This window comes from Sphingopyxis sp. H053 (genome assembly GCF_001468225.1).
GTDB lineage: Bacteria > Pseudomonadota > Alphaproteobacteria > Sphingomonadales > Sphingomonadaceae > Sphingopyxis.
The window spans coordinates 227,078-248,583 of record NZ_LNRU01000005.1; the positions used below are offsets into that span (position 1 = coordinate 227,078).

At 65.3% G+C, this 21,506-nt stretch carries 27 protein-coding genes; 5 read left to right on the forward strand and 22 right to left on the reverse strand.

Going from position 1 to position 21,506, the window contains the following annotated elements; all coding sequences use genetic code 11:
• Position 1 precedes the first annotated feature (1 nt).
• The 6 genes from ATE70_RS11440 to glmU are packed head-to-tail and all read right to left on the reverse strand — an operon-like array spanning position 2 to position 3,480.
• On the reverse strand, positions 2–379 hold the full coding sequence (locus ATE70_RS11440; protein WP_058538029.1) for a type II toxin-antitoxin system VapC family toxin: 378 nt from the start codon (positions 377–379) through the stop codon (positions 2–4).
• A complete protein-coding gene (locus ATE70_RS11445) occupies positions 376–780 on the reverse strand; it encodes a ribbon-helix-helix domain-containing protein (RefSeq protein WP_058538030.1) in 405 nt (134 codons plus the stop codon). The genes ATE70_RS11440 and ATE70_RS11445 overlap by 4 nt, the downstream gene beginning before the upstream one ends.
• A 31-nt stretch (positions 781–811) precedes the next feature.
• On the reverse strand, positions 812–1,273 hold the full coding sequence (locus ATE70_RS11450; RefSeq protein ID WP_058538031.1) for a GNAT family N-acetyltransferase: 462 nt from the start codon (positions 1,271–1,273) through the stop codon (positions 812–814).
• Entirely contained in the window at positions 1,270–1,584 is a 315-nt protein-coding gene (locus ATE70_RS11455; protein ID WP_058538032.1) for a hypothetical protein, read from the reverse strand. The genes ATE70_RS11450 and ATE70_RS11455 overlap by 4 nt, the downstream gene beginning before the upstream one ends.
• A complete protein-coding gene (locus tag ATE70_RS11460; RefSeq protein ID WP_058538033.1) occupies positions 1,581–2,120 on the reverse strand; it encodes a GNAT family N-acetyltransferase in 540 nt (179 codons plus the stop codon). Before ATE70_RS11460 ends, ATE70_RS11455 begins: the two co-directional genes overlap by 4 nt.
• Before the next feature lie 4 nt (positions 2,121–2,124).
• Positions 2,125–3,480, reverse strand: coding sequence for a bifunctional UDP-N-acetylglucosamine diphosphorylase/glucosamine-1-phosphate N-acetyltransferase GlmU (gene glmU / locus ATE70_RS11465; protein WP_231732642.1), 1,356 nt, complete (start codon positions 3,478–3,480; stop codon positions 2,125–2,127).
• Positions 3,481–3,539: 59 nt separating this feature from the next.
• Between glmU and ATE70_RS11470 the strand changes: the two genes are divergently transcribed.
• Entirely contained in the window at positions 3,540–4,202 is a 663-nt protein-coding gene (locus ATE70_RS11470; protein ID WP_058538035.1) for an HAD-IA family hydrolase, read from the forward strand.
• Here the strand turns inward: ATE70_RS11470 and ATE70_RS11475 are convergent.
• The 8 genes from ATE70_RS11475 to ATE70_RS11510 form a co-directional block, all read right to left on the reverse strand.
• Positions 4,199–5,212: a nucleotidyltransferase domain-containing protein gene (locus ATE70_RS11475; RefSeq protein WP_082639413.1), complete on the reverse strand. Its 1,014-nt coding sequence runs from the start codon at positions 5,210–5,212 to the stop codon at positions 4,199–4,201. The two genes, ATE70_RS11470 and ATE70_RS11475, sit on opposite strands and share 4 nt — an antisense overlap.
• Positions 5,209–6,087 (reverse strand): HprK-related kinase A, encoded by an 879-nt coding sequence (locus ATE70_RS11480; protein ID WP_058538036.1) that lies wholly within the window; start codon positions 6,085–6,087, stop codon positions 5,209–5,211. Before ATE70_RS11480 ends, ATE70_RS11475 begins: the two co-directional genes overlap by 4 nt.
• The gene (locus tag ATE70_RS11485; RefSeq protein WP_058538037.1) at positions 6,084–6,365 is read right to left on the reverse strand and encodes an HPr-rel-A system PqqD family peptide chaperone; all 282 of its coding nucleotides are present in this window, start codon (positions 6,363–6,365) and stop codon (positions 6,084–6,086) included. Before ATE70_RS11485 ends, ATE70_RS11480 begins: the two co-directional genes overlap by 4 nt.
• On the reverse strand, positions 6,358–6,804 hold the full coding sequence (locus tag ATE70_RS11490; RefSeq protein WP_058538038.1) for a MarR family winged helix-turn-helix transcriptional regulator: 447 nt from the start codon (positions 6,802–6,804) through the stop codon (positions 6,358–6,360). The genes ATE70_RS11485 and ATE70_RS11490 overlap by 8 nt, the downstream gene beginning before the upstream one ends.
• A gap of 89 nt (positions 6,805–6,893) precedes the next feature.
• Positions 6,894–8,939 carry a TonB-dependent receptor gene (locus tag ATE70_RS11495; protein WP_058538039.1) on the reverse strand — a complete coding sequence of 682 codons (2,046 nt, stop codon included), beginning with the start codon at positions 8,937–8,939 and terminating at the stop codon, positions 6,894–6,896.
• The gene (gene maiA / locus ATE70_RS11500) at positions 8,936–9,568 is read right to left on the reverse strand and encodes a maleylacetoacetate isomerase (protein WP_058538040.1); all 633 of its coding nucleotides are present in this window, start codon (positions 9,566–9,568) and stop codon (positions 8,936–8,938) included. The genes ATE70_RS11495 and maiA overlap by 4 nt, the downstream gene beginning before the upstream one ends.
• 7 nt (positions 9,569–9,575) lie before the next feature.
• Positions 9,576–10,604, reverse strand: coding sequence for an SO2930 family diheme c-type cytochrome (locus tag ATE70_RS11505; protein ID WP_058538041.1), 1,029 nt, complete (start codon positions 10,602–10,604; stop codon positions 9,576–9,578).
• Positions 10,601–11,815 (reverse strand): parallel beta-helix domain-containing protein, encoded by a 1,215-nt coding sequence (locus ATE70_RS11510; RefSeq protein WP_058538042.1) that lies wholly within the window; start codon positions 11,813–11,815, stop codon positions 10,601–10,603. The genes ATE70_RS11505 and ATE70_RS11510 overlap by 4 nt, the downstream gene beginning before the upstream one ends.
• A 98-nt stretch (positions 11,816–11,913) precedes the next feature.
• On the opposite strand from ATE70_RS11510, the gene ATE70_RS11515 reads away from it, so the two are divergent.
• Positions 11,914–12,327: a DUF2147 domain-containing protein gene (locus tag ATE70_RS11515; RefSeq protein ID WP_156419665.1), complete on the forward strand. Its 414-nt coding sequence runs from the start codon at positions 11,914–11,916 to the stop codon at positions 12,325–12,327.
• Between the two features lie 146 nt (positions 12,328–12,473).
• On the opposite strand, the gene ATE70_RS11520 is transcribed toward ATE70_RS11515, so the two are convergent.
• The 8 genes from ATE70_RS11520 to ATE70_RS11555 all read right to left on the reverse strand — a co-directional run bounded on the left by ATE70_RS11520 (position 12,474) and on the right by ATE70_RS11555 (position 18,710).
• Entirely contained in the window at positions 12,474–13,169 is a 696-nt protein-coding gene (locus ATE70_RS11520) for an aspartate/glutamate racemase family protein (protein WP_058538044.1), read from the reverse strand.
• Between the two features lie 103 nt (positions 13,170–13,272).
• Complete coding sequence (locus tag ATE70_RS11525; protein ID WP_058538045.1) at positions 13,273–14,757, reverse strand: NAD(P)(+) transhydrogenase (Re/Si-specific) subunit beta; 1,485 nt, start codon at positions 14,755–14,757, stop codon at positions 13,273–13,275.
• 1 nt (position 14,758) lies between these two features.
• On the reverse strand, positions 14,759–15,040 hold the full coding sequence (locus ATE70_RS11530; RefSeq protein WP_039573456.1) for a proton-translocating transhydrogenase family protein: 282 nt from the start codon (positions 15,038–15,040) through the stop codon (positions 14,759–14,761).
• 165 nt (positions 15,041–15,205) lie between these two features.
• Positions 15,206–15,811 carry a fasciclin domain-containing protein gene (locus ATE70_RS11535; RefSeq protein ID WP_058538046.1) on the reverse strand — a complete coding sequence of 202 codons (606 nt, stop codon included), beginning with the start codon at positions 15,809–15,811 and terminating at the stop codon, positions 15,206–15,208.
• A 41-nt stretch (positions 15,812–15,852) separates the two neighbouring features.
• Positions 15,853–16,458 carry a fasciclin domain-containing protein gene (locus tag ATE70_RS11540; RefSeq protein ID WP_058538047.1) on the reverse strand — a complete coding sequence of 202 codons (606 nt, stop codon included), beginning with the start codon at positions 16,456–16,458 and terminating at the stop codon, positions 15,853–15,855.
• 238 nt (positions 16,459–16,696) lie between these two features.
• Entirely contained in the window at positions 16,697–17,209 is a 513-nt protein-coding gene (locus tag ATE70_RS11545) for a fasciclin domain-containing protein (protein ID WP_082639414.1), read from the reverse strand.
• 247 nt (positions 17,210–17,456) lie between these two features.
• Complete coding sequence (locus ATE70_RS11550; protein ID WP_058538048.1) at positions 17,457–18,578, reverse strand: NAD(P) transhydrogenase subunit alpha; 1,122 nt, start codon at positions 18,576–18,578, stop codon at positions 17,457–17,459.
• Between the two features lie 9 nt (positions 18,579–18,587).
• The gene (locus ATE70_RS11555) at positions 18,588–18,710 is read right to left on the reverse strand and encodes an aa3-type cytochrome c oxidase subunit IV (protein ID WP_056374262.1); all 123 of its coding nucleotides are present in this window, start codon (positions 18,708–18,710) and stop codon (positions 18,588–18,590) included.
• Between the two features lie 240 nt (positions 18,711–18,950).
• Between ATE70_RS11555 and ATE70_RS11560 the strand changes: the two genes are divergently transcribed.
• The 3 genes from ATE70_RS11560 to ATE70_RS11570 all read left to right on the forward strand — a co-directional run bounded on the left by ATE70_RS11560 (position 18,951) and on the right by ATE70_RS11570 (position 21,437).
• A complete protein-coding gene (locus ATE70_RS11560; RefSeq protein ID WP_058538049.1) occupies positions 18,951–20,384 on the forward strand; it encodes a sigma-54-dependent transcriptional regulator in 1,434 nt (477 codons plus the stop codon).
• 64 nt (positions 20,385–20,448) lie between these two features.
• Positions 20,449–21,102, forward strand: coding sequence for an SRPBCC family protein (locus tag ATE70_RS11565; RefSeq protein ID WP_058538050.1), 654 nt, complete (start codon positions 20,449–20,451; stop codon positions 21,100–21,102).
• A complete protein-coding gene (locus ATE70_RS11570) occupies positions 21,099–21,437 on the forward strand; it encodes an ArsR/SmtB family transcription factor (protein WP_058538051.1) in 339 nt (112 codons plus the stop codon). The genes ATE70_RS11565 and ATE70_RS11570 overlap by 4 nt, the downstream gene beginning before the upstream one ends.
• Positions 21,438–21,506 lie beyond the last annotated feature (69 nt).

Sequence of the window (21,506 nt, forward strand, 5' to 3'; positions counted from 1 at the left end):
GTTAGAGCGTGTAAGGAACGCGAATGCCCGGCATGTTGGCCGGAAAATCCTTGGTGTTTCGTGTCACCAGCACCCGGCCGCGCGACTGCGCTGTCGCCAGAATGATGGCGTCGGGCGATTTCAGCCGCGGCCGATCGCGGCGAAGGTTGGCGGCGCGCCCTGCGATCTCTTCATCGACCTCGTCGACGCCGAAACCCGAAAGCAGCGTCTCGGCCCGGCGCAGCCCTTCGCCCTCGCCCTTCGACATCACCTCGATCCACACCATCCGGCTTACCCAGAGGCGATCGCGCTGAAGAGCGCGCTCAATCTCCCGGCGCGCTTCGGGGAAACCGCGAAGCGCGTCGATCAATATATTGCTGTCGAAGGTAAAGCCGCTCACGTCCGGCCTTGCTTCTTCTTTTTCTTCGGCTTGGCATCTGCCGCTTCGGGAGCGTCCAATGCGACACCGTTTTCGGCCGCCCATGCTTTATGAATTTCATGCTCGCGGTCATCGTCTTCGTCGAACAGGTCGGGAAATTCGGCGCGAACCTCTGCATAGTCGGCGTCCCAAGGCCGCGTCCATGACGCGCGTTCGCGCCGCTGCCATTCGACGGCATCGCCTATATCGGTGCGATCTTTCCACGCTCCGAATCCGACATCGAGCCAGTCCTTCGGCGTTTCGGCCCGATAGGCCGCCACCGCCTCGCGAAGAACCGATGCGCGCGACTTCCCCTGCTCGGCCGCGAGCTGGTCGAGCCATTTGATGTCGTCGTCAGGCAGATCGGCAAGGATGCGGGTCATTGATATACTGATATCATATCATGATATCATGTCAACCGATCGACTTGCGATAGACGAGAAAACCCGATTTTTCGGCAATCCGATCATAGAGTATCATCGCCGCGTCGTTCGTTTCGTGCGTCAGCCAATAGACACGCGGCAGCGAACGCTCCTTTGCCGCGTCATAGACGGCCTCGATCAGCGCACGGCCAACGCCCTTTCCGCGCGCTTCGGCGGTGGTGAAAAGGTCCTGCAGATAAAGCGACGGTAGCAACGACGTCGTGCTGCGGTGGAGCAGATAATGGGTGAGGCCCAGAAGCGCGCCGTCCTGTTCGGCGACAAGCGCGAACATCGGCTCATAGGGATCGAAGAAGCGCTCCCACGTCGCGGCGGTGATCTCCGGCGCCAGCGCCGTATCGCCGCTACGGCCGTAGAATGCGTTGTAGCCGTCCCATAAAGGCAGCCAGCGATCATAGTCGGCGCGCGCCGCCGGACGGACGATCGGGCCGCTCATGTTCGCCCGAAATTCCGGTCGACGAAGATCATCGCGAACTGCACCGGATCGGGCGCCTCGCCATTGCCCGCGGCGAAGCGTGCCTTGCCGTCGGTCCAGATTTTCAGGATCTGCGCCTTCACCTCGGGGCCGAACTTCATCTGCTGCTCGACGATCTGTTCCCAGCTGCCCGTCACACCGAAGCTCTGTTCGAGCTGCGGCACCATCGCCTTGCAATAAGTCTCGGTCGCGGCGTCGAGATGGCCGATCGCCTTCAGCACCCAGGCGTCGACAAAGCGCAGGAAGGGCTTGTCGGTATAGCGATCACTCATTGCGTCTTCTCCATCATCCATTCGTCCCGCAGCAGGCCGTAGATCAGCGAATCGCGCACGCCGATATGCGTCTCCCACTCGCCGCGCAGCCTGCCTTCGCGCTGGAACCCCAGCCGTTCGAGCAGCCCGATCGAGCCGGGGTTTTCGGGGTCGGTGTCGGCAAAGATCCGGCGCAGCCCCATCTCGCCGAAGCCATGGTCGATCACCCGCGTCACCGCTTCGCGCGCGATACCGCTGCCCCAACGGTCACGGCGCAGGATATAGCCGATCTCTTTCACGTCGGGCTTGCCGTCGATCAGGATCACCCAGCCGAGCGCGGCATCATCGCCCGCGGTGATCGCCCAGCACAGATAGCCCTGCCCTTCGCTGGCATTGCCTTTGACATAGGCCTCGGTCTCGGCGGGCGATATATGCGGCCCGCTCGACCACCAGGTCATCACCTCGGGATCGGACAGCACCGGGAACAGCGCGGCGGCGTCGTCGTCGCGCAGCTGGCGCAGCACGAGGCGCGCGGTCGTCAGCGTCGGTGCGGGCATCGGGCTATTTCTTTTCCGCCGCTTTTTTCTTGCGCATCGCGTCGTGGAAGCGATCGGCCCAGCCGGGCTTGACCAGCTGCTCGGCGCGAACGAGGCGGAGTTCGCCGTCGGCGACGTCGAGCGTCACCGCGCTGCCCGCGGCGACGATCGCGTCGCGGCCGATCCTGACCGGCGCAATCAGTGCGCTGTTCGATCCGATGAAGGCATTCTCGCCGATCTCGGTCTTATATTTGAAATAGCCATCATAGTTGCACGTGATCGTGCCTGCGCCGATGTTCGCGCCGGCCCCCACGGTGACGTCGCCGAGGTAGGTGAGGTGATTCGCCTTCGCGCCCTTGCCGAGCACCGCTTTTTTGGTTTCGACGAAATTGCCGATCTTGGCCTTCTCGCCGAGGATGGTGCCGGGGCGCAGCCGCGCGAACGGGCCGACCTCGCAGCCGGTGCCGACGATGGCGCCTTCGATATGGCAGTTCGCGCGGATCTTCACATTGTCTGCGATCTTCGCGCCGGGGCCGAAGAAGACATTGGGTTCGATCGTCACGTCGCGGCCAAGCTCGGTATCCCACGCGAACCAGACGGTGTCGGGGGCGATCAGCGTAACGCCGTCGGCCATCGCGTCGCGACGGCGAAGCGCCTGCCAGTCGGCCTCCATCGAGGCGAGTTCACCGCGGCTGTTGATGCCGGCGACATCATAGGGGTCAGTCTTAATCACGACGCAGCGCCGCTTGTCGGCAATCGCAAGGTTGACGATATCGACAAGATAATATTCGCCCGCCGCATTCTCGTTGGTGACCCGGGCAAGCAATGCGAACAGATCCTTTGCGCGCACCGCCATCAGGCCGCTGTTGCAGACGCGAAAGTCGCGTTCGACCTGCGTCGCGTCTTTATATTCGACCATCTTGGTGATGGTGCCATCGTCCCAGCTGATGACCCGGCCATATTGCAATCCGTCCCACGGCTCGAAACCGAGCACGACGACCGCGGGCGCATCTTCCGCGTTCAGCCGGTCGATCATCGCCTGCATCGTCGCCGCGGGAACGAAGGGCACATCGCCGTAGAGGATCAGCACATCGCCGTCGAAACCCGCGAGCGCGGCTTCGGCCTGCTGAACCGCATGCCCGGTGCCGAGCTGCGGCTCTTGCACCGCCAGATCGGCGCTGCCTGCAAGCGCGGCTTCGAGCTGGTCGGCCTTGTCGCCGACGACCACGACCTTCTTCGCAGGGCTGAGTTCGTCGACGCTCGCCATCAGGTGCAGCAGCATCGGCCGGCCGGCGATCGGGTGCAGAACCTTGTGCAAGTCGGACTTCATGCGGGTGCCCTTGCCCGCGGCAAGGACGATAGCGGCGATTTTATTGCTCATGCGCGCTGCCATGCCAGCAAATCATTGCGGTTTCCAGAGCATCGCGCCATGCGCGGCGGATGAACGGATTTCCTTTTGCGATCGTCGGCTTCGACCTCGACGGCACGCTCCTCGATACGCTCGGCGACCTTGCGGCGGCGGTCAATCATACGCTGGGGCTGATGGACCGCGCCCCGCTGGCCGAGGCGGCGGTGCGGCCGATGATCGGACGCGGCGCGAAGCATATGCTCGAGGAAGGGCTGCGCGCGTCGGGCGGCGTCCCCGATGGCGCGGTCGAGCGGCTTTATCCCGAACTGCTCGATTTCTACGAAGCGCATATCGCGGTCCACAGCCGCCCCTTTCCGGGTGTGATCGCCGCGCTCGACCGGCTGGGCGCGCTGGGCGTGCGCACCGCGGTCGTCACCAACAAGGCCGAGCATCTGGCGCGCCTCCTGCTCGGCGAATATGATCTGGCCGACCGCATGGCGACGATCATCGGCGGCGACACGCTGGGCGTCCGCAAGCCGTCGCCCGAACCGATCCATGCGATGATCGAGCGATGCGGCGGCGGGCGCGCGGCCTTCGTTGGCGACAGCATTTATGATGTGATGGCGGCGAAGAATGCGGGCGTGCCGAGCGTCGCGGTCAGCTTCGGCTTTCTCGACCGGCCCGCCAGCGAGCTCGGCGCCGACCATGTCATCGATCATTTCGACGAACTGGTGCCGCTGCTCGAAACGCTTTAGCGCTTCCGCCACTTCGTCCAGAGATGCCTGGCGAGCATCGCAGGCGGCATGCGCAGCCAGTGTGAGCGGATGTAGAAAGCCTGTTCGAGCAGCGGATCGGTCACGCGCCCCCAATCGTCGCGCGCGAAGAGGCGGCGGCGGAACCATACGTCGGACGGATCCTGCCGATCCCACGCGCTCGGCAGCGCCACCCCATAAAGATCGCGCGACAGCCGCGCGGCGCGGTGAACGGCGCTTTGCAACCCGTGCAGCGCTGCCCGCCCGTCGAGCTCCCCCCAATAGCCCGGATCGGCGGCGGCGAAATCGCGCGTCATCGTGTGGAAATCCCACAGATTGCGCAGCCCACCCTGCAAATCGCCGTCGGCAAGCATATGCGCGGCGCAGTGGCACGCCATGTCGGCAGGGTTCAGCACCGCGAACCCCGCGCCGCTCGTCACCGCATCGCCGACCAGCGCCAGCGCGTCGGGCGTGATCCGGTGGGTGCGCGGCAGGATGGTGTGGTGGACGTCGATCATCCGGTCGCGCGCCTTGTGGATCATCGGCGGTAGCTCGTGCATATGCTGGCGGTAATAGGCGTCGTCATAGGGATCGGACTTCACCCATTCCCACCCCGCCTTGAGCAGCAGATTTTCGGCGCGGCGGATGTCGGGCGCGAGGACCAATATGTCGAGGTCGCCGATCTGGCGTCCAGCGGCGCACGACATATCGGCGGCGGCATAGGCCGCGCCTTTCAGCAGCACGAACTCGATCCCCGCGGGGGCGAGCGCGCGCCGCGCCATCTCGGCCTCCCACAAGGCCTGCGCCTGCGCGACTTTCGCGGCGGCGCGCTGATCGGCAAAGAGCGCGGCGACGGCCGGCGGCAGGCAGGCATCGGCGAGCCGGTGCGCGAGCGTCGCGAGCATCGCCTCGCTGCGCGCGACGCCGATCACGCCGTCCCAGTCGCGCGGGCCGAGTGCGGCGGGGTCGCGGCGGCCGGCGAGCAGGTCGACGAAGCTTCGTACCGCGCTCACTTCGCCGCCTCCGCCCAGAGCTGCTCGACCAGCGCGATACCGGCGGCGCTGTCGGGATAGGAAATGGCGAAAGCCGGGGTTTCGCGAACGAGCCGCGTCAGCGCGGCGAAACCCGCCTCGCCGAGCGCGACATAATTGGTCGACGCCTCGGTCAACCGGACGAACGCCTCGCCCTCGCCCATCGGCTCGACACTTGCCTCGCCGCCGAAGCGCGGGAACAGCAGCAGCGCCGGGCGCGCGGGCTCGTGCATCGCCGCGATCGCATCGGCACGCGGGATCAGGTGACGGATATCGCCCTTCGGCGTTGCGGCGAGCAACGGACCGAGCCGCGACGGGTCGACGCGGGCCGCGACCTCGGCGATCGCTTCATTCTTCAGGCTGACCGCGCGCGGGAAAGCGAAGGCATTGCCGCCGGCGGGGTCGATCAGCGTGAATTCGTCGCCCATCAGCCGCCAGTCGCCCCCACCCTCCTTCTCGCCGAGCAGCGCCGCGAGCGTCGATTTGCCCGACCCCGATTCGCCCGACATGATCAGCGCGCGGCCATCCTTCGCCACCGCGCTCGCATGCAGCAGCATGTGCCGCCGCCAGCCAAGCGCGACCTGCAAATTCATCCCCATTTCGGCCGCGAGTAGCCCCATCGAGAGTGGCAGCGGCAGCGCATCGGGGACAACGAAATCGCCGCCGATGTGGACCGACGGCCGAAGCCAGCGCCGCCACGGCCGCGCCGCGAACAGCCGCACGGTCGCGTCGGAAGGGCGCGTATCGTCCTGCGGATACCCCGCGTACAGATGTTCGAGCGCCGCGATCGGCTCGGCCCAGTCGCTTCCGATCCGGAACTGTACCGGGCCGACGGCAATGCGCGTGCTGTGCCTCACGCGCGCTCCACCAACCCCATCGCCGCGAGCTCGCGCAGCCGTTCGGCCAGGATGGGCTGCGCATCCTCCGTCGCGTCGAGATCGAACGCGGCGGCAAGGCGCGCGGCGAGACTGGCGGCATTGCAGGCATCGGCGCCCATCGCGTCCAGTATCTCGGGCATCGGCGATACGACGAGATGCGTTTGCATCGACCGCCGGTCGAAAATCGCGGTCAGTTCGCCCAACGGCTCGACGCGCAATGCATCGGCCGGTGCGGCGCGATAGATGCGATCAGCCATAATCTTCGGCGGCGGCGGTCAGTTTCGCAAGGATGGCCATCAGCGTCGCGCGTTCGCTGGCGCTGATGTTCGATTCGAGCTGCGTCTCGCTGGCCAGCGCCGCGGGGACGATCGCGTCGTAAAGCGAACGCCCCGTTTCGGTGAGTTCGAGATGGTGCGAACGCCCGTCTGCCTCATGCGCCTGGCGCGCGATGAGCTGGCGGTCGGCGAGCGCCTTGGCGGCGCGGTTCACCGTCACCTTGTCCATGCGCGTCGCCTCGACCAGCTCGCGCTGCGTCTTCGGCTGGCCTTCGCCGAGCACCGCCATCAACCGCCATTCGGGGATCTTCAGCCCAAAGCGATTCTCATATTCGGCGGCGATCCGGCTCGACAGGGCGTTGGAGGCGATGGACAGGCGGTAGGGCAGGAAATTATCGAGATTCAGCTTCTTCGCGGCCATGAATTGGTCACCCCCACACGCTCAAAAAATCCCGGCGCGCCCATCCTATCGCCTGTTTCGGGCCTGTGAAGGGCGGAATGACGCGAAAGTCAGAAAGACATGCGCGCGCCGACCCACAAGGTGCGCGGCGTCGCGCGTTCGACGATGCCCGACGACGAGATCGCGGCGGGCACCAACTCGTCGAAGAGATTCTCGCCGCGCGCCTCGATGCTGATCGCCTTGGTCAGTTTCCACGACAGCCCGGCGTCGAGTGTCAGTGCGTCACCGAGTTCGAGCAGGCCGAGGTCGTCCTCATTCTGCTTGCCGACATAACGCAGCGTCGCAAAGCCGTCGAACGGACCGCCGGTATTGCTGCGCAGCGACACGCTGCCGCCGTGTTTTGCGATCTGCGCCGGGCGGCGGCCGTCGAGCGCCAGCGCCGCGCCCGATGCATCGACCTTCGCGTCGGTGAAGGCATAGGTCGCGCGCAGCGTCGCGGGGCCGATCCGCTGCTCGGCGCTGACTTCGACGCCCTTGCTGTCAATCGCTTCGAGATTCTGCCGCTGGTTGAGGTTCGGCGCGAGCGTCACATTGGCGATCGCGTTCGTCAGATGGTTGACGAACAATGTCGCCGACAGCTTGGTGTCGCCATTGTCCCAATCGGCGCCGACCTCGCCGCCCCACAGGCGTTCGGGTTTCAGCGCGGCATTCGCGGTCGTCACTTCGGCGCCGACGCGGAACGGGCGATAGAGTTCGTTGAGCGTCGGCAGGCGCCAGCCGCGATAGGCGGCGGCGCGCAGCGAGAATGCGTCCGACGTCCAGCGCACGCCGGCGCGGCCGCTGCCTTCCCAGCCCTGCCGCGCGGCGAAGCGCAGGTCGGTGATGACGGGACCCGCGATATTGCGTTCGAGCCGATAGCCCTCGCCGAGCCACCAACGGTCGACGCGGCCGCTGAGCGTCCACAGAAAGCCGTCATTGACATCGCCCGACGTCCATTCGGCGAAGGCACCGACGGTATCGCTGCTGCCGCCCGCGGTGCGGTGGCGACCCGGCGTGACGCCGCTGAAGAAGAAATCCTCCTCGGTGCGTCCGGTTGTCCGCCGCCAGTCGGCGCCGATGCGAAGCGGGTTGGCGTCGCCGATCAGCGGCCGCAACTCGACGCGCGCGCCCAGCCCGGTGGCCGGCACCCGCTGAAAAAGCGCCGGTGCGACGCTGTTCCGTCCCGCCGGGACGCTTGCGAAGCCGCTTTCGAAATCACGAAGCTGGATATAACCGAGCGCGAGCCATTGCGTTTCGCCAACCGGATCATGGATGAAGCGAAGGCTGGCATCGACCCCATCGACCTGGCTTTGCGTAAAATCGGTGCCCCGGTCGCGCCGATCCGAAAAGCCGCGCACGCTCGCTTCGATCCGGCTGTCATCGCCGGCATCGAAGCGCAGGCGCAGGCCGAGCCCGCCCTGTTCATAGGGCGCGGCGCGATCGACGATGCCGCGCTGTCCCTTCGCGACCGGCACAAAACCGTCGCCGCGGCTGTAGCGCCCGTCCACCGCGATGTGTCCGCTGCCGACCTCGCCGCCGACCGACGCCGACGCGTCCCAACTGTCGCGGCTGCCATAGGCGAGGCTCGCCTCGCCGCCATCGGTCATCTCGGAATAAAGCCCGATCGTTCCGGCTAGCGCACCCGGCCCGTCAGCTCCGCTGCCACCGCCGCGCGCGATCGCGATGCCGCCGAGGTTGATCGCATCATAGGCGCTCCAAGCGACCCAACCACCGAACGGGTCAGCCTGCGGCACGCCGTCGAGCGTGACGAGCGCGCGGCTCGATGCGTTCCCGCCTAGCCCCCGCAATGTCACGCCTTGGCTGGTCGGGTGCGCAGTGCGGCCGTCCGAGCGGCGGAACTGGACAATACCAGCCTCGTCACGCAGCCGATTTTCGACGCGTGCCCCCATACCCGGCTCAAAATCAGTCAGCACCGTCGCGCCCAGCGGATTGCGGGCATTATTGGGCAGCAGCCCACCGTTCACCACGATCGCGTCCGGATAATATATCTTTGTCGGGATAGTGATCGGCTCGAGAGAATCCGAGACTTGGTCGTCCTGCGCCATCGCCGCCGCCGGCAGCGCCAGCGCGAGGGTTCCCGTCAGAAGGCGGATCACGCGGGCTTGACCGCGTCGGGGTGGGCGCGCTGGAACGCCTCATGCTCCATGCAGGCGGCGTCGATTTCGATCAGCCGCGGGAAGGCATCCAGCGGCACCTCGAAACGCCGCGCGTTGTAGATTTGCGGCACAAGACAGCAGTCGGCGATCCCCGGCGTATCGCCGCCGAGATAGCGGCCGTCACCCGCCATCGCCTCGAGCGCCTCGAACCCCTGGCTGATCCATGTCGCGATCCAGCGGTCCTTGGTCTGCTCGTTGAGGCCGAGGTCGCGCTTCAGATATTTGAGCACGCGCAGATTGTTGAGCGGATGGATGTCGCTCGCGATCACCTGCGCGCGTGCAAGCGCGACGGCGCGCGGCATCGCTTCCTCGGGGATCAGCCGCGGTTCGGGAAAGGCACGGTCGAGCCAGTCGATGATCGCCATGCTCTGGATGATCGGCTCACCATCGACGACGAGCATCGGGACAAAGCCTTGCGCATTAAGTTCGAGATAGGCGTCGCTGCGCTGCTCCCCCGCGATCAGGCTGATCTCGACGCGCTCATAATCGAGCCCCTTCAGGTTCAGCGCGATGCGGACGCGAAAGCTGGCCGAGGAGCGGAAATAGTCGTGGAGGACGAGCTGGGTCATGGCCCGCCTAATGCGATGCTTTCGGCATCTCCGCAATCCATTGCCGCAGCAACGCCGCGCCCTCCTTGTGCACCGTCGAGCGCCCGACCTCGGGCATCGCGATGCCGGGGTCGGTGCTTTCGAGGCGATAGATCAGGAAGCTGTGCGCGGGATCGCCCGGCGCGATGGCGAAGTCCATCCCGCCGCTGCCGCGCCCTGCCGCGGTCGGGCGCTTGCCGATGCCGTAATTGACGCCCGCGGGATCGTCGGTCCAGCGCAGGAAAAGCCCGCTGTTCGACGCGCTGCCTGCAGGATTGTGGCAGTGCGCGCAATTGACGTCGAGATAGGCGCGCGCGCGCGTCGCGACGCTGCCGCTCTTGGGATCGTCCCACACCGGCATCGTCGGTTTGAGCGCGGCAGGGTTCTCAAAATAGAGGCTGCGCAGCGTGTCCGACGCCGCCGGGTCGAGGATGAAATTGCGCGCCTTGGGCCCGATCGGGACAATCTCGCCGGCGAGGCTGTGGCATTCCTTGCACTGGTTCTTGTTCGGCACCGCGTAGCGGATACTGTGCGTCTCGCCGTCGGGGCTCTTGAAGGTCACCGGCACGCGGCGCCCGCCCAGGGCCAGCGTCGCATCCTTGCCGTCGGCGTCCCAGATATAGGGCAGCGCGGTCCAGCCGCCGGCGCGGCGGATCAGCAGGCGCGTTTCGACCGGGCGGCCGTCGTTGACGTCGCTCCAGCCGAAGCTTTTGACGAGCACGGTTCCAACCGGAAACTCGATGACGCCGTCGGCCGCGACCTTCGCCTTCTTTCCCGCCGGGATCGAGATGAAGCGGTGCTTGTCGGTATAGTCGCTAAACAGCGGCGCACGCAGCGTGTAGCCGATGCCGGTCGAGGGTGTTTGCGGATCATTGCCGCGAAACAGCCCGAACGCTGACAGCTTTGCCGGCATCGCATCGCTTTCGACCACCGCCTGATCGACCCCGGGCGGCGGCGATGCCGCCCCGCCGCTCGCACACAGCAGCGCCGCTCCAACCGCGGCGAAAACGCGCCTCACCGGACCTTCGCCTCCATCGCGTCGGGCAGCTTGATCACGGGCAGCGCCGCGGGCGGCGTGCCCTTCGACAGGTCGGCGGGCGACGGCTTCGCCTCGCTCTGCGGCGTCTTTACGTCGGGCAGGTTCAGCGACAGCACGCCGACCTTGTCGAGCACGATCGCATCGCCCGCACCGTCCCAAAGGACTGGCGGGATGCTGCCGCCCATCGCCGCCGCGATCATGTCGCCGCCAGGGAACTTCGGCGCATAGCCCGCCTTGCCATGCTGGTTGCCGCGCACGACGATCGCGCGGGGCAGCGGCTGATATTTCGGATCCTTGTGCTCATAACGATAGCCCACGATCATCACGTTCGCGGTGCCATTGTCGGCGAAGACATTGTCGAAAATCTCGACATTGCGGTTCGCCATCACGAGCACGCCCGTGCCCGTCGGAACGCTCGCGACAATATTGCCCTTGGGCGCGAAATTGGCCGTGCTGTTGTCGTTCACGATATTTTCGAAGACGCGGACATTGTGCCCGCCCTGCATCGGCAGGCTCGGCAGGTCGAACACCAGGATGCCGCCGGTATTCTTCGTCGCGATATTGTCGTGGACGTCGGCGTCGTAGCTGTTCTCGATTTCGATCCCCGCGACATTTTCGGTCGCGATCGAATCGCGGACGACGATATTCTTCGACTGGCCGACATAGATGCCCGCATCCGACGCGCCGCGCACGAACACGCTGTCGATCAGCACGTCGGTGCTTTCGACGGGGTAGATTCCGTAGGCGCCGTTGGTTTCCTTGGGCCCCGCGGTCCATTCGACGCGCAGCTTGTGATAGACGATACGGTCGGCGCCCTTCGACTTTATGCCATCGCCCTTGGTGTTGAGCACCGCAAATTCGGTCAGGAAGACATCGTCGGAGGTGACGAGCAGCCCCTCGCCGGCGCCCTGCTGTCCGATAAAGTCGAGGATCGATCCGCCCTCGCCCGCCCCGGCGCCGCGCACGGTCACATTGGCGACGTCGAGCGACAGGCCGTCGGTGAGCTTCCACACGCCCGCGCCCAATTGCACCGTGTCGCCCGGCTGCGCGAGGATCAGGGCTTCTTGCAGCTTTTCGTTCGCGTCGGGCGTTGTTGCACTGACGCTGATCACTTTCGCCGCCGCCGGACTGGCGGCAAGGACCGCCACGATGCAGAGCGTCGCCGCGTGGCGCAGGCCATGGAATCGCATATGTCTCTCCCCTTATTTTCGGGGAGCATGGTGCAAGACTTGACGGATGCCAAGCGATGTTGCTGACATATGTGTAGCTAACCCGGGGAGAGGTCGCTTTGATTCACAGATTAGGTTTGGCGCTTGTCGCCTTGATAGCCGTGCCGTCGATGGCGGCGGCGCCCGCGCCGATTGCCGGGCGCTGGAAAACCGACGATGGCAAGGCCGTCGTCGTCATGGCCGCGTGCGGAAACAAGATGTGCGGGCGCGTCGATCGCCTGCTGATCAAGCAGCCGACTGGGGGCCAGCGCGACGAGCGCAATCCCGACAAGGCGAAACGCGGCCGCCAGGTCACCGGACTACAGATTTACTGGGATCTCGTGCCGCATGGCGACGGCTGGAAGGGCGAAGGCTATAGCCCCGAGGATGGGCGATATTATAAGGCGCACCTGCGCGTGAACGGCGGCAAGATGACGATGAAGGGCTGCGTCAGCCTGTTCTGCCGCACGGTGACGTGGACGAAGATGGGATAAACTCGATCCTCCCTGTGCCGCAGGCATGGGGAGGTGGCAGCGCGAAGCGCTGACGGAGGGACTGTGGCGCAACGTCGCCGCCCCTCCACCACCGCCGACGGCGGCGGTCCCCCTCCCCATCGCTTCGCGACAGGGAGGATTTGCCTTCACCCTTCGCCCAAAATCCAGTTGACGCCCTCGGCGACATGTATCCGCGTGGTGTCATAGATCGGCAGCAGATTGGCGTCGGTGTCGACCAGCATCACCAGTTCGGTGCAGGCGAGCACGATCGCCTGGATATCCTGCTTGGCGATATCGGTGATGAAGGTTTTCATCGTCCGGCGCGAACTTTCGTTCACCTTGCCGAGCATCAGCTCTTCGTAAATGATGCGGTCGATCTCGTCGACGCGGCTCGAGTCATAGGGTGCGAGCGTCAGCCCGTGGCGCACCAGCCGCTGACGGAACCAGGGTTCGGTCGTCACATTGCGCGTGCCGATCACCGCCGCCGACTTGACCCCGTCGGCCTTCATCTTCTGGCCGGTTTCGTCGACGATGTGGAGGATCGGGATCGAGATCGCCGCGGCGACATCCTCGGCCACCTTGTGCATCGAATTGGCTGCGATCATCAGCGCGGTCGCGCCGGCGGCCTCAAGCCGCTGCGCGGAGGCGATCAGCACCTCTTTCGCATGCGTCCACCCTTCAGGGGTCGTGATGCGCGACAGCTCGCAATAGTTGAGGCTCTCCATCAGGATCGGCGCCGAACAGGCTGTGCCGAGGCGCTTTTGCACCCCCTTGTTGAGATGGCGGTAATAAAGCTCGGTCGATGCCCAGCTCATCCCTCCGATCAGGCCGATTTTGCGCATATTGCCCCTTTAAAACACATCGCCCCCGCGTAGGCGGGGGCCGCTATCAAGGCAGCGCAGGGCTGCCAGCGGCCCCTGCCTTCGCAGGGGCGACGATTCTTGTCTAGTGCCCGCTGCCGCTAAGCGCCTTGACGATGTCGTCGGCCATCTTCTTGGCATCGCCGAGCAGCATCATCGTCTGGTCCATGTAGAAGACGTCATTGTCGACGCCGGCATAGCCGACCCCGCCCATCGAACGCTTCACGAACAGCACCGTCTTCGCCTTTTCGACGTCGAGCACGGGCATGCCGTAAATCGGCGACGTCTTGTCGGTCTTCGCCGACGGGTTGGTCACGTCGTTCGCGCCGATGACGAAGGCGACGTCGGCCTGCGCGAATTCGCCGTTGATGTCCTCGAGCTCGAACACCTCGTCATAGGGGACGTTCGCCTCGGCGAGCAGGACGTTCATATGGCCGGGCATGCGGCCTGCGACCGGATGGATCGCATATTTGACCGTCACGCCCTCTTTCTTGAGCTGGTCGGCCATTTCGCGGAGCGCGTGCTGCGCCTGCGCGACCGCCATGCCGTATCCCGGAACGATGATGACGGTGTCGGCCTGGCTCATCAGGAAGGCCGCGTCTTCGGCGCTGCCGGGTTTCCACGGACGCTGTTCCTTCGACCCGCCGTCGCTTGGTCCGGCGTCGGCGCCGAAGCCGCCCGCGATGACGCTGATGAAGCTGCGGTTCATCGCGCGGCACATGATGTACGACAGGATCGCACCCGACGAGCCGACGAGCGCGCCGGTGATGATCATCGCGGTGTTGCCGAGCGTGAAGCCCATCGCCGCCGCGGCCCAGCCCGAATAGCTGTTGAGCATCGACACGACGACCGGCATGTCGGCGCCGCCGATCGGGATGATCAGCAGGAAACCGATAAGGAAGCTGAGCCCGGTAACCGTCCAGAAGATCCACGGGCTCTGGTCGAAGGTGAAATAGGCGACGAGCCCGATGATCGCGGCGAGCGTGCCGAGGTTGATGATATGCCGCCCCGGCAGCATGATCGGCGACCCCGACATATTGCCGTTGAGTTTCAGGAAGGCGATGACCGACCCCGAGAAGGTGATCGCACCGATCGCGATGCCGAGCCCCATTTCGATCCGGCTGACGGTGAAGATTTCGCCCGCGGCGTCTGCAATGCCGAACGCTTGTGGATTGAGATAGGCCGCCGCTGCGACCGCGACGGCCGCCAGGCCGACGAGGCTGTGAAAGGCCGCGACAAGCTGCGGCATCGCGGTCATCGCGATCCGCCGCGCCATCACGATACCGATCACGGCACCGATCGCGATCGCGACGAGGATTTCGACCAGCCCGACCGTATCGAGGAAGCCCTCGGCGGTGGCCGGCGCATGGGTGAGCAGCGTGGTCACGACGGCAATCAACATGCCCGCCATACCGAAACGGTTACCGGCCTGCGCCGTCGCCGGGCTCGACAGCCCGCGCAGCGCGAGAATGAACAGGACGCCCGCTACCAGATAGGCGACGGAGGCCCAGGGATTAACCGCGAGACCGTGGCCGCCGGTTGCGGCGGAAAGGATCGACTGAAATTCCATCTCAGCGCTCCTTCTTCTTGTACATCGCCAGCATGCGCGCGGTGACGGCGAAGCCGCCGAAGATATTGATGCTCGCCATCACGACCGCGGCGAGGCCGAGCCATTTGGACGAGGCCGAACCCGCGGCGGCGCTGGCAATCAGCGCGCCGACGATGATCACCGACGAAATGGCGTTGGTGACGCTCATCAACGGCGTGTGCAGCGCCGGGGTCACCGACCAGACGACGAAATAGCCGACAAAGCAGGCCAGTACGAAAATTGAAAAAATCGCGATAAAATCCACGGGCTCGCTCCCCTGCTGATTCCGTTTCGCGCACCTCTTGCCGCGCGCCGCCGAATGTGTCGACTCCAAAGCTCCCAAAAAGAAGCGCCCGCATTTCTGACCAAGAGAAATGCGGGCGCTTTGCGACATAAAATATCGCTTTGCCGGGCCAGCCGGCGATGTTTTTTACATTTTCGGGACGAGCACCGCGTCGACGACATGGACGACACCGTTCGACTGGCCGATATCGGCCTGCGTCACCGTCGCCTTGTTGCCGCTGGCGCTGGTCAGCAAAATGGTGTCGCCGCTCCTGGTTGCGGTCAGATCCTGCCCGTCGGCGGTCTTGAGCACGGCCTTGCCGCCGCCTTCGGCGATCTTCGCGTCAAGGTCCGCCGCGGTCAGCTTGCCCGGAATGACATGATATTTGAGTACGCCGGCGAGCACATCCTTCTGCGCCGGGCGCATCCAGCCGTCGCGCGTCACCGGCGGCACCTGCACAAAGGCGGCGTCGTTCGGAGCGAACACGGTGAATGGCCCCGCGCCCGAGAGCGTTTGCGCCAGACCAGCCTGCGTCACCGCCGCGGCCAGCGACTTGTGATCGGGCGAGGCCGCGAGGTTGGCGGCGATGGTGCTGCTCGCCAGCATCGCCGACGGGCCGGCAGCGGGCGTCGCGGGCACCGCGGTTTCGCCGCCCGCGACGGTGGTCGTCTCGGTCGGCGTTTCCTTCTTGTCGCCGCAGCCCGACAGCGCGAGCGCGGCCGCTGCGGCCGTCAAGATCAGATGGGTTTTCATATCCTTATCCTTTCGAAAGCCGGACGCAGCGGCGCGAATCATCAGCCGAGGCTGGGCATCAACACGCCGTTGATGACGTGAATATTACCGTTCGACTGCTCGACGTCGGGCTGGGTGATGAAGCCGCTGCTGCCCTGCGTGCCGTCGACCTTGATGTTGCCCTGCACCTCGGTGAAGGTCAGCGTCTCGCCTTCGACGGTCGCGAGCGTCGCCTTGCCGCCGCCGGCCTTGATCTTCGCGTAAAGATCCTCGGCGGTCACGCGGCCCGGAACGACATGATAGGTCAGCACCTTCGCAAGCGATTCGGTATTGTTCGGGTTCATCAGCCAGTCGGTCATCGGCTGCGGGACCGCGGCGAAGGCCTGGTCGGTCGGCGCGAAGATCGTGAAGGGCTGGCCCGCGAGCTTGTCCGACACGCCCGCCGCGGTCAGCGCGGTGGCCAGCGTCTTGTGGTCGGGCTTGGCGGCGATTTCGAGCGCGATGCCGGTGGGCTGCGCGGGTGCCGCAGGAGCAGCGGCTTCAGCCGGAGCGGCGGCGTCGGCGGCGACTTCAGCGGCTTCGGCCGGCGCGGCGGTTTCCTGTGCGTAAACGGGCGACAGGGTGGCAAGCACAAGGAGGGGAGTGGCGAAAAGCTTCGCAGACGACATCAATCATTCTCCAACTGGTTGAAACTCAGGGTTTGGGAAACCCTGAACGCATAGTAACCAAAGGAGGTTTCATGAAAAGGCCGAAAACGGCCATTTTCTGATAAATGATAGGTCGCTCGTGCGAACCCGGATTATACCAGGCAGCCGGGACCCCGCTGAAACCGGAAACCCGGGTCAAAAGGAACGGCCTCGCATTTCCCTGGCGGGGATGCGAGGCCGATCAAGCCTGATATTGCGGTTACATCTTCGGCGTCAGCACCCCGTCAACGACGTGGATGACACCATTCGATTGGTTGACATCGGGTTGGGTCACCGTCGCCTTGCTGCCGTCGGCTCCGGCAAGCGTGACCGTATTGCCGCTCATCGTGGCGGTCAGATCCTGCCCGTTCACGGTTTTGAGCATCGCCTTGCCGCCGCCCTCGGTAATCTTGGCGGCGATATCCGCTGCACTCATCTTGCCAGCAACGACGTGATATTTGAGCACGTCGCCGAGAACGGTTTTCTGCGCCGGGCGCATCAACCCGTCGAGTGTCGCCTTCGGCACCTTTGCGAAGGCATCGTCGGTGGGCGCAAAGACCGTGAAGGGGCCTGCGCCCTTCAAAGTATCGACCAGCCCGGCCTGAGTCACCGCGGCGACGAGTGTCTTGTGAATCGGCGACGCCATTGCATTTTCGACGATCGTCTTGGTCGGGAACATTTCGGCGCCCCCAACCATCGGGTTGGTGCCGGTCGCCATTGTATCGGCAGGCATCGCCTCTTCCGCGGCGACGGTGGTGGTTTCGGTGGGCGGCGTTTCGGAGGTTTTACCGCATGCGGTAAGCCCGAGTGCGACCGTCAGAGCGGCCGAAGTAAGATATGCGATTTTTATGCATCGTCTCCACGGAGTCGGGAAAGATTTTCCCTCTCGCTTAGAGACCCGCGGCCGCCCGCATTGTTCCGTATTTTGCCGGAAATTCACGAGCGGCTGCGACGGAAGCAAATGATATTTCCCGGTTCCGTTACCCCAGCAACCGCTCGTTCACGACCTTGCCGCCCTGCGTCAGGCGCACGGCATTGCCGATTTCCTCGTCGAGCACCGGCTTGCCGGTTTCCTTGTCCCAGAAGGCCGAGAGGAAGTTGAACAGGTTGCGGCTGAACAGCGCGCTGGTATCGGCGGGCATCAGCGCCGCTATATTCTTCGCGCCGATCACGGTGACGCCGTGGATCTTCTTCGCCTCGCCCGAGACCGAGCCTTCGACATTGCCGCCGCTTTCGGCTGCCATGTCGACGATCACGCTGCCGCTGCGCATCGTCGCGAGCTGCGCGTCGCTGATGAGCCGCGGCGCGGGGCGCCCCGGGATCAGCGCGGTGGTGATGACGATGTCCTGCTTGGCGATGTGCGATGACACGAGTTCGGCCTGCGCCGCCTTATATTCGTCGGACATTTCGGTGGCATAGCCGCCCGCGCCCTCGCCCTCGATCCCCGCGACGCTCTCGACGAAGATCGGCTTGGCGCCGAGCGACATGATCTGTTCTTTGGTCGCGGCGCGCACGTCGGTCGCGCTGACCTGTGCGCCGAGGCGGCGCGCGGTCGCGATCGCCTGAAGCCCGGCGACGCCGACGCCCATCACGAACGCCTTGGCAGCGCTGACGGTGCCCGCGGCGGTCATCATCATCGGAAAGGCGCGGCCATAGGCGTTCGCCGCGATCAGCACGGCCTTGTAGCCCGCGAGATTCGCCTGGCTCGACAAGATGTCCATCGACTGCGCGCGGGTGATGCGCGGCATGAATTCCATCGCGAGCGCCTCGAGCCCGAGCTTCGCATAGGCGTCGACGCGTTCGCGCTCGCCGAACGGGTTGAGACCTGCGGCGAGCCAGGCGCCCTCGGCAAAGCCCGAAAGCCCCTTGGGATCGGGCCCCTGAATCGCGAGGATGATGTTCGCGCCCTTCAGCGCGTCGGCGCGGCTGCCGACGCTCGCGCCCGCGGCGCTATAATCAGCATCGGCGATCGAGGCTTGTTCACCTGCCCCCGATTCGACGGCAACTTCGGCGCCCAGGCCAATGAATTTCTTCACGGTTTCCGGGGTCGCGGCGACGCGGGTCTCGCCTTCGGCGAGCTCCCTCAGGACAGCAATGCGCATGCCGTTCGATCAGGACGCGATGAGAAGGACGACGCCGATGACGACGACCGCGGTGATGATCGAGCCGATCTTGAACAGGCTGATGAAACCCGCATAGGTTTCTTCGGCTGCCTTCATTTCCTGCTGTGCCATCGCTTTTCCCCTTAAACGGTCAATTACTGTGCGCGAACGCACAGCGCCGCACCCAGAATCGGTTATCGCGCCGGTCTTAGCTACGCGCCCCGCGATGCTCAAGTGCGGGTTTGGCCGCTGGACTTAACTGTGGGAAAAGACGAATGCCCTTAATCGCCCTTTTACCCCTATCGGATACACATGCAGCCCTCAGCAGAACAAACCCATAGCAATGTCGGTTCAGGGGGCAGATTCGGAACGATGACGAACACGCGCGACACGCGAATGGTGATGATCGTCGACAGCGAGCCTGCCCAGCAGCGCTTTCTGGCGGCCCTTGTATCGCGCGGCGGCTGGCGCAGCGTCATCGCCGCGGACACCGACACCGCGCTTGCCAAACTCGGCACGCAGGAAGGCATGGCGCTCGACGCCGTTCTCGTCGATCAGGGCGCGCCGGGGATGGATATTTCCGAATTCGTCGGCGAACTGCGCCGCTGGCGGCCCGCGCTGCCGCTCGTCGTGATCACGATGCGCAACGGGGTCGAGGTCGCGGTCGGCGCGATGCGCGCCGGGGCGAGCGACTTCGTCCAGAAACCGATCGCGCCCGACCGGCTGCTCGAAGCGCTCGACCGCGTCGTGTCGACCAGCGGCCCGCAGGGCGAATTGCGTCCGCTCACCGAAAAGCTGCGCGCACCGCTCGCTTTCGAGGAAATCATCGGGTCGAGCCCCAATTTCCGCAGCGCGCTGGCGATCGCCGCCAAGGCCGCGCGCGCGCGCGTACCGGTGATGATCAACGGCAAGCCCGGCACCGGCAAGGAAGTCTTTGCCCGCGCGATCCACAGCGCCAGCCCGCGCGCGCGCGGCCAGCTCGTCATGGTCGATTGCTCGGCGGTGTCCCCCGGTCTCATCGGATCGGGGCTGTTCGGCCACGAACGCGGCGCCTTTGCCGGCGCGTTCGACCGCCAGGTCGGGCGGCTCGTCCAGGCCGACGGCGGCAGCATCATCATCGACCATGTCGAATGCATCCCGCTCGAAACGCAAGCGAAGCTCGTCGAATTCCTGAATTCCGGTGAGGTGCAGATGATCGGCGGATCGATCCGCCAGAGCGTCGATGTGCGCATCATCGCGACCAGCACGAGCCCGCTCGACAAGCTGATCGAGGCCGGCCACTTCCGCGAAGACCTGTTCTACGCGCTGTCGAGCGCCCAATTCACCCTGCCCTCGCTCTCCGAGCGCCGCGGCGACGTCGGACCGCTCGCGCGGCATCTGCTCGCGCGCATCGGCGGCCTGCCGGGCATGGGGCCGATCGGGGTCACCGACGACGCGCTGCGCCTGCTTGCCGCTTATGCCTGGCCGGGCAATGTCCGCCAGCTTCAGGACGTGCTGTTCCGCGCTGCGGTGAACAGCACCACCGATGTCCTCACCAGCGCCGATTTCCGCGCGATCGAGGCGACGCTCGGCGGCGGCAGCCCGAGCGGCGAAGGCGAGATCGCGATCAACGGCGAGGCGATCGGCGTCACATTGTACCTGCCCGACGGCAACCTCCGCCCGCTCGAGGAAATCGAGGCCGACGTCATCCGCCTCGCAATCGGCCATTATCGCGGCCGCATGAGCGAAGTCGCCCGCCGCCTCGGCATCGGCCGCTCGACGCTCTATCGCAAATTGAGCGACCTGGGGATCGATACGGCCGCTTAATATAAGTCTAGACTTATATAATTGACGACTTATCTATTCTCCGAATTCAATCGGGAGAATCATCATGTCGTTCGATACCGTCGCCCAAGCCGCCATGGTCGTCCGCAAGGTCGAGGATGTGACGCACGAGGGCCAACCCGCGCGCGCAGTCGTCGCCTCGCGCGACTATCCCACCGACATCGCCGATCTGTGGAATGCGATCACCGAAAAGGAGCGCATCCCGCGCTGGTTCGCGCCGGTCGACGGCGACCTCTCCCTCGGGGGAAAATATCAGATCAAGGGTAATGCCGGCGGCACCGTCACCGCGTGCGACCCGCCGCGCAGCTTTGCGCTGACGTGGGAATTCGGTGGCGGGGTAAGCTGGGTCGAGGTCGAACTGGCCGCGGCGGGCGGCGACAGGACGCGCCTGACGCTGAGGCATATCGCTCCGCTCGACGACAAATCCGAGGAATTCTGGGACAGGTTCGGCCCCGGCGCGGTCGGCGTGGGCTGGGATCTGTCGCTGATGGGACTTGGCTGGCATATCGAAACCGGTGAGAGTAACGAACGCTTCGCCGAAGAGACCTGGGCGCTGAGCGACGAAGGCATGGCGTTCGCGACATGGAGCAGCGAGGCATGGACCGCCGCTTCGATCGCCTATGGCACCCCAGAGGCGGCCGCGAACCGCGCGGGTGCTAGCACAACCGCCTTCTACACCGGCGCCGCTGCGCCCGAATGAGTCACGCCTTCGACATCCTCGGCGACCCTGTGCGCCGTCGCATCCTCGAACTGCTCGCCGACGGCCAACGCGCATCGGGCGAGATCGTCGAGGTGATCGCCGCCGAATTCGCCATCTCGCAGCCCGCGGTGTCGCAGCATCTGCGCGTGCTTCGCGACAGCGGCTTCGCGACGTCGCGTGCCGACGGGCGGCGGCGGCTCTACGCCATCGCGCCCGAGCGATTCGACGAGATCGACGCATGGGTCCAACGCTTCCGCCGGACGTGGGAGCCAAGGTTCGAGGCGCTCGCGACCGAAGTGGCGCGCGGGAAGAAGGCGCGGCGGGTGGAAGAATAACTCCCCTCCCTTTAGGGAGGGGTCGGGGAGGGCCTGTTTCGACGGCGGACGACCTCGACATGCCCTCCC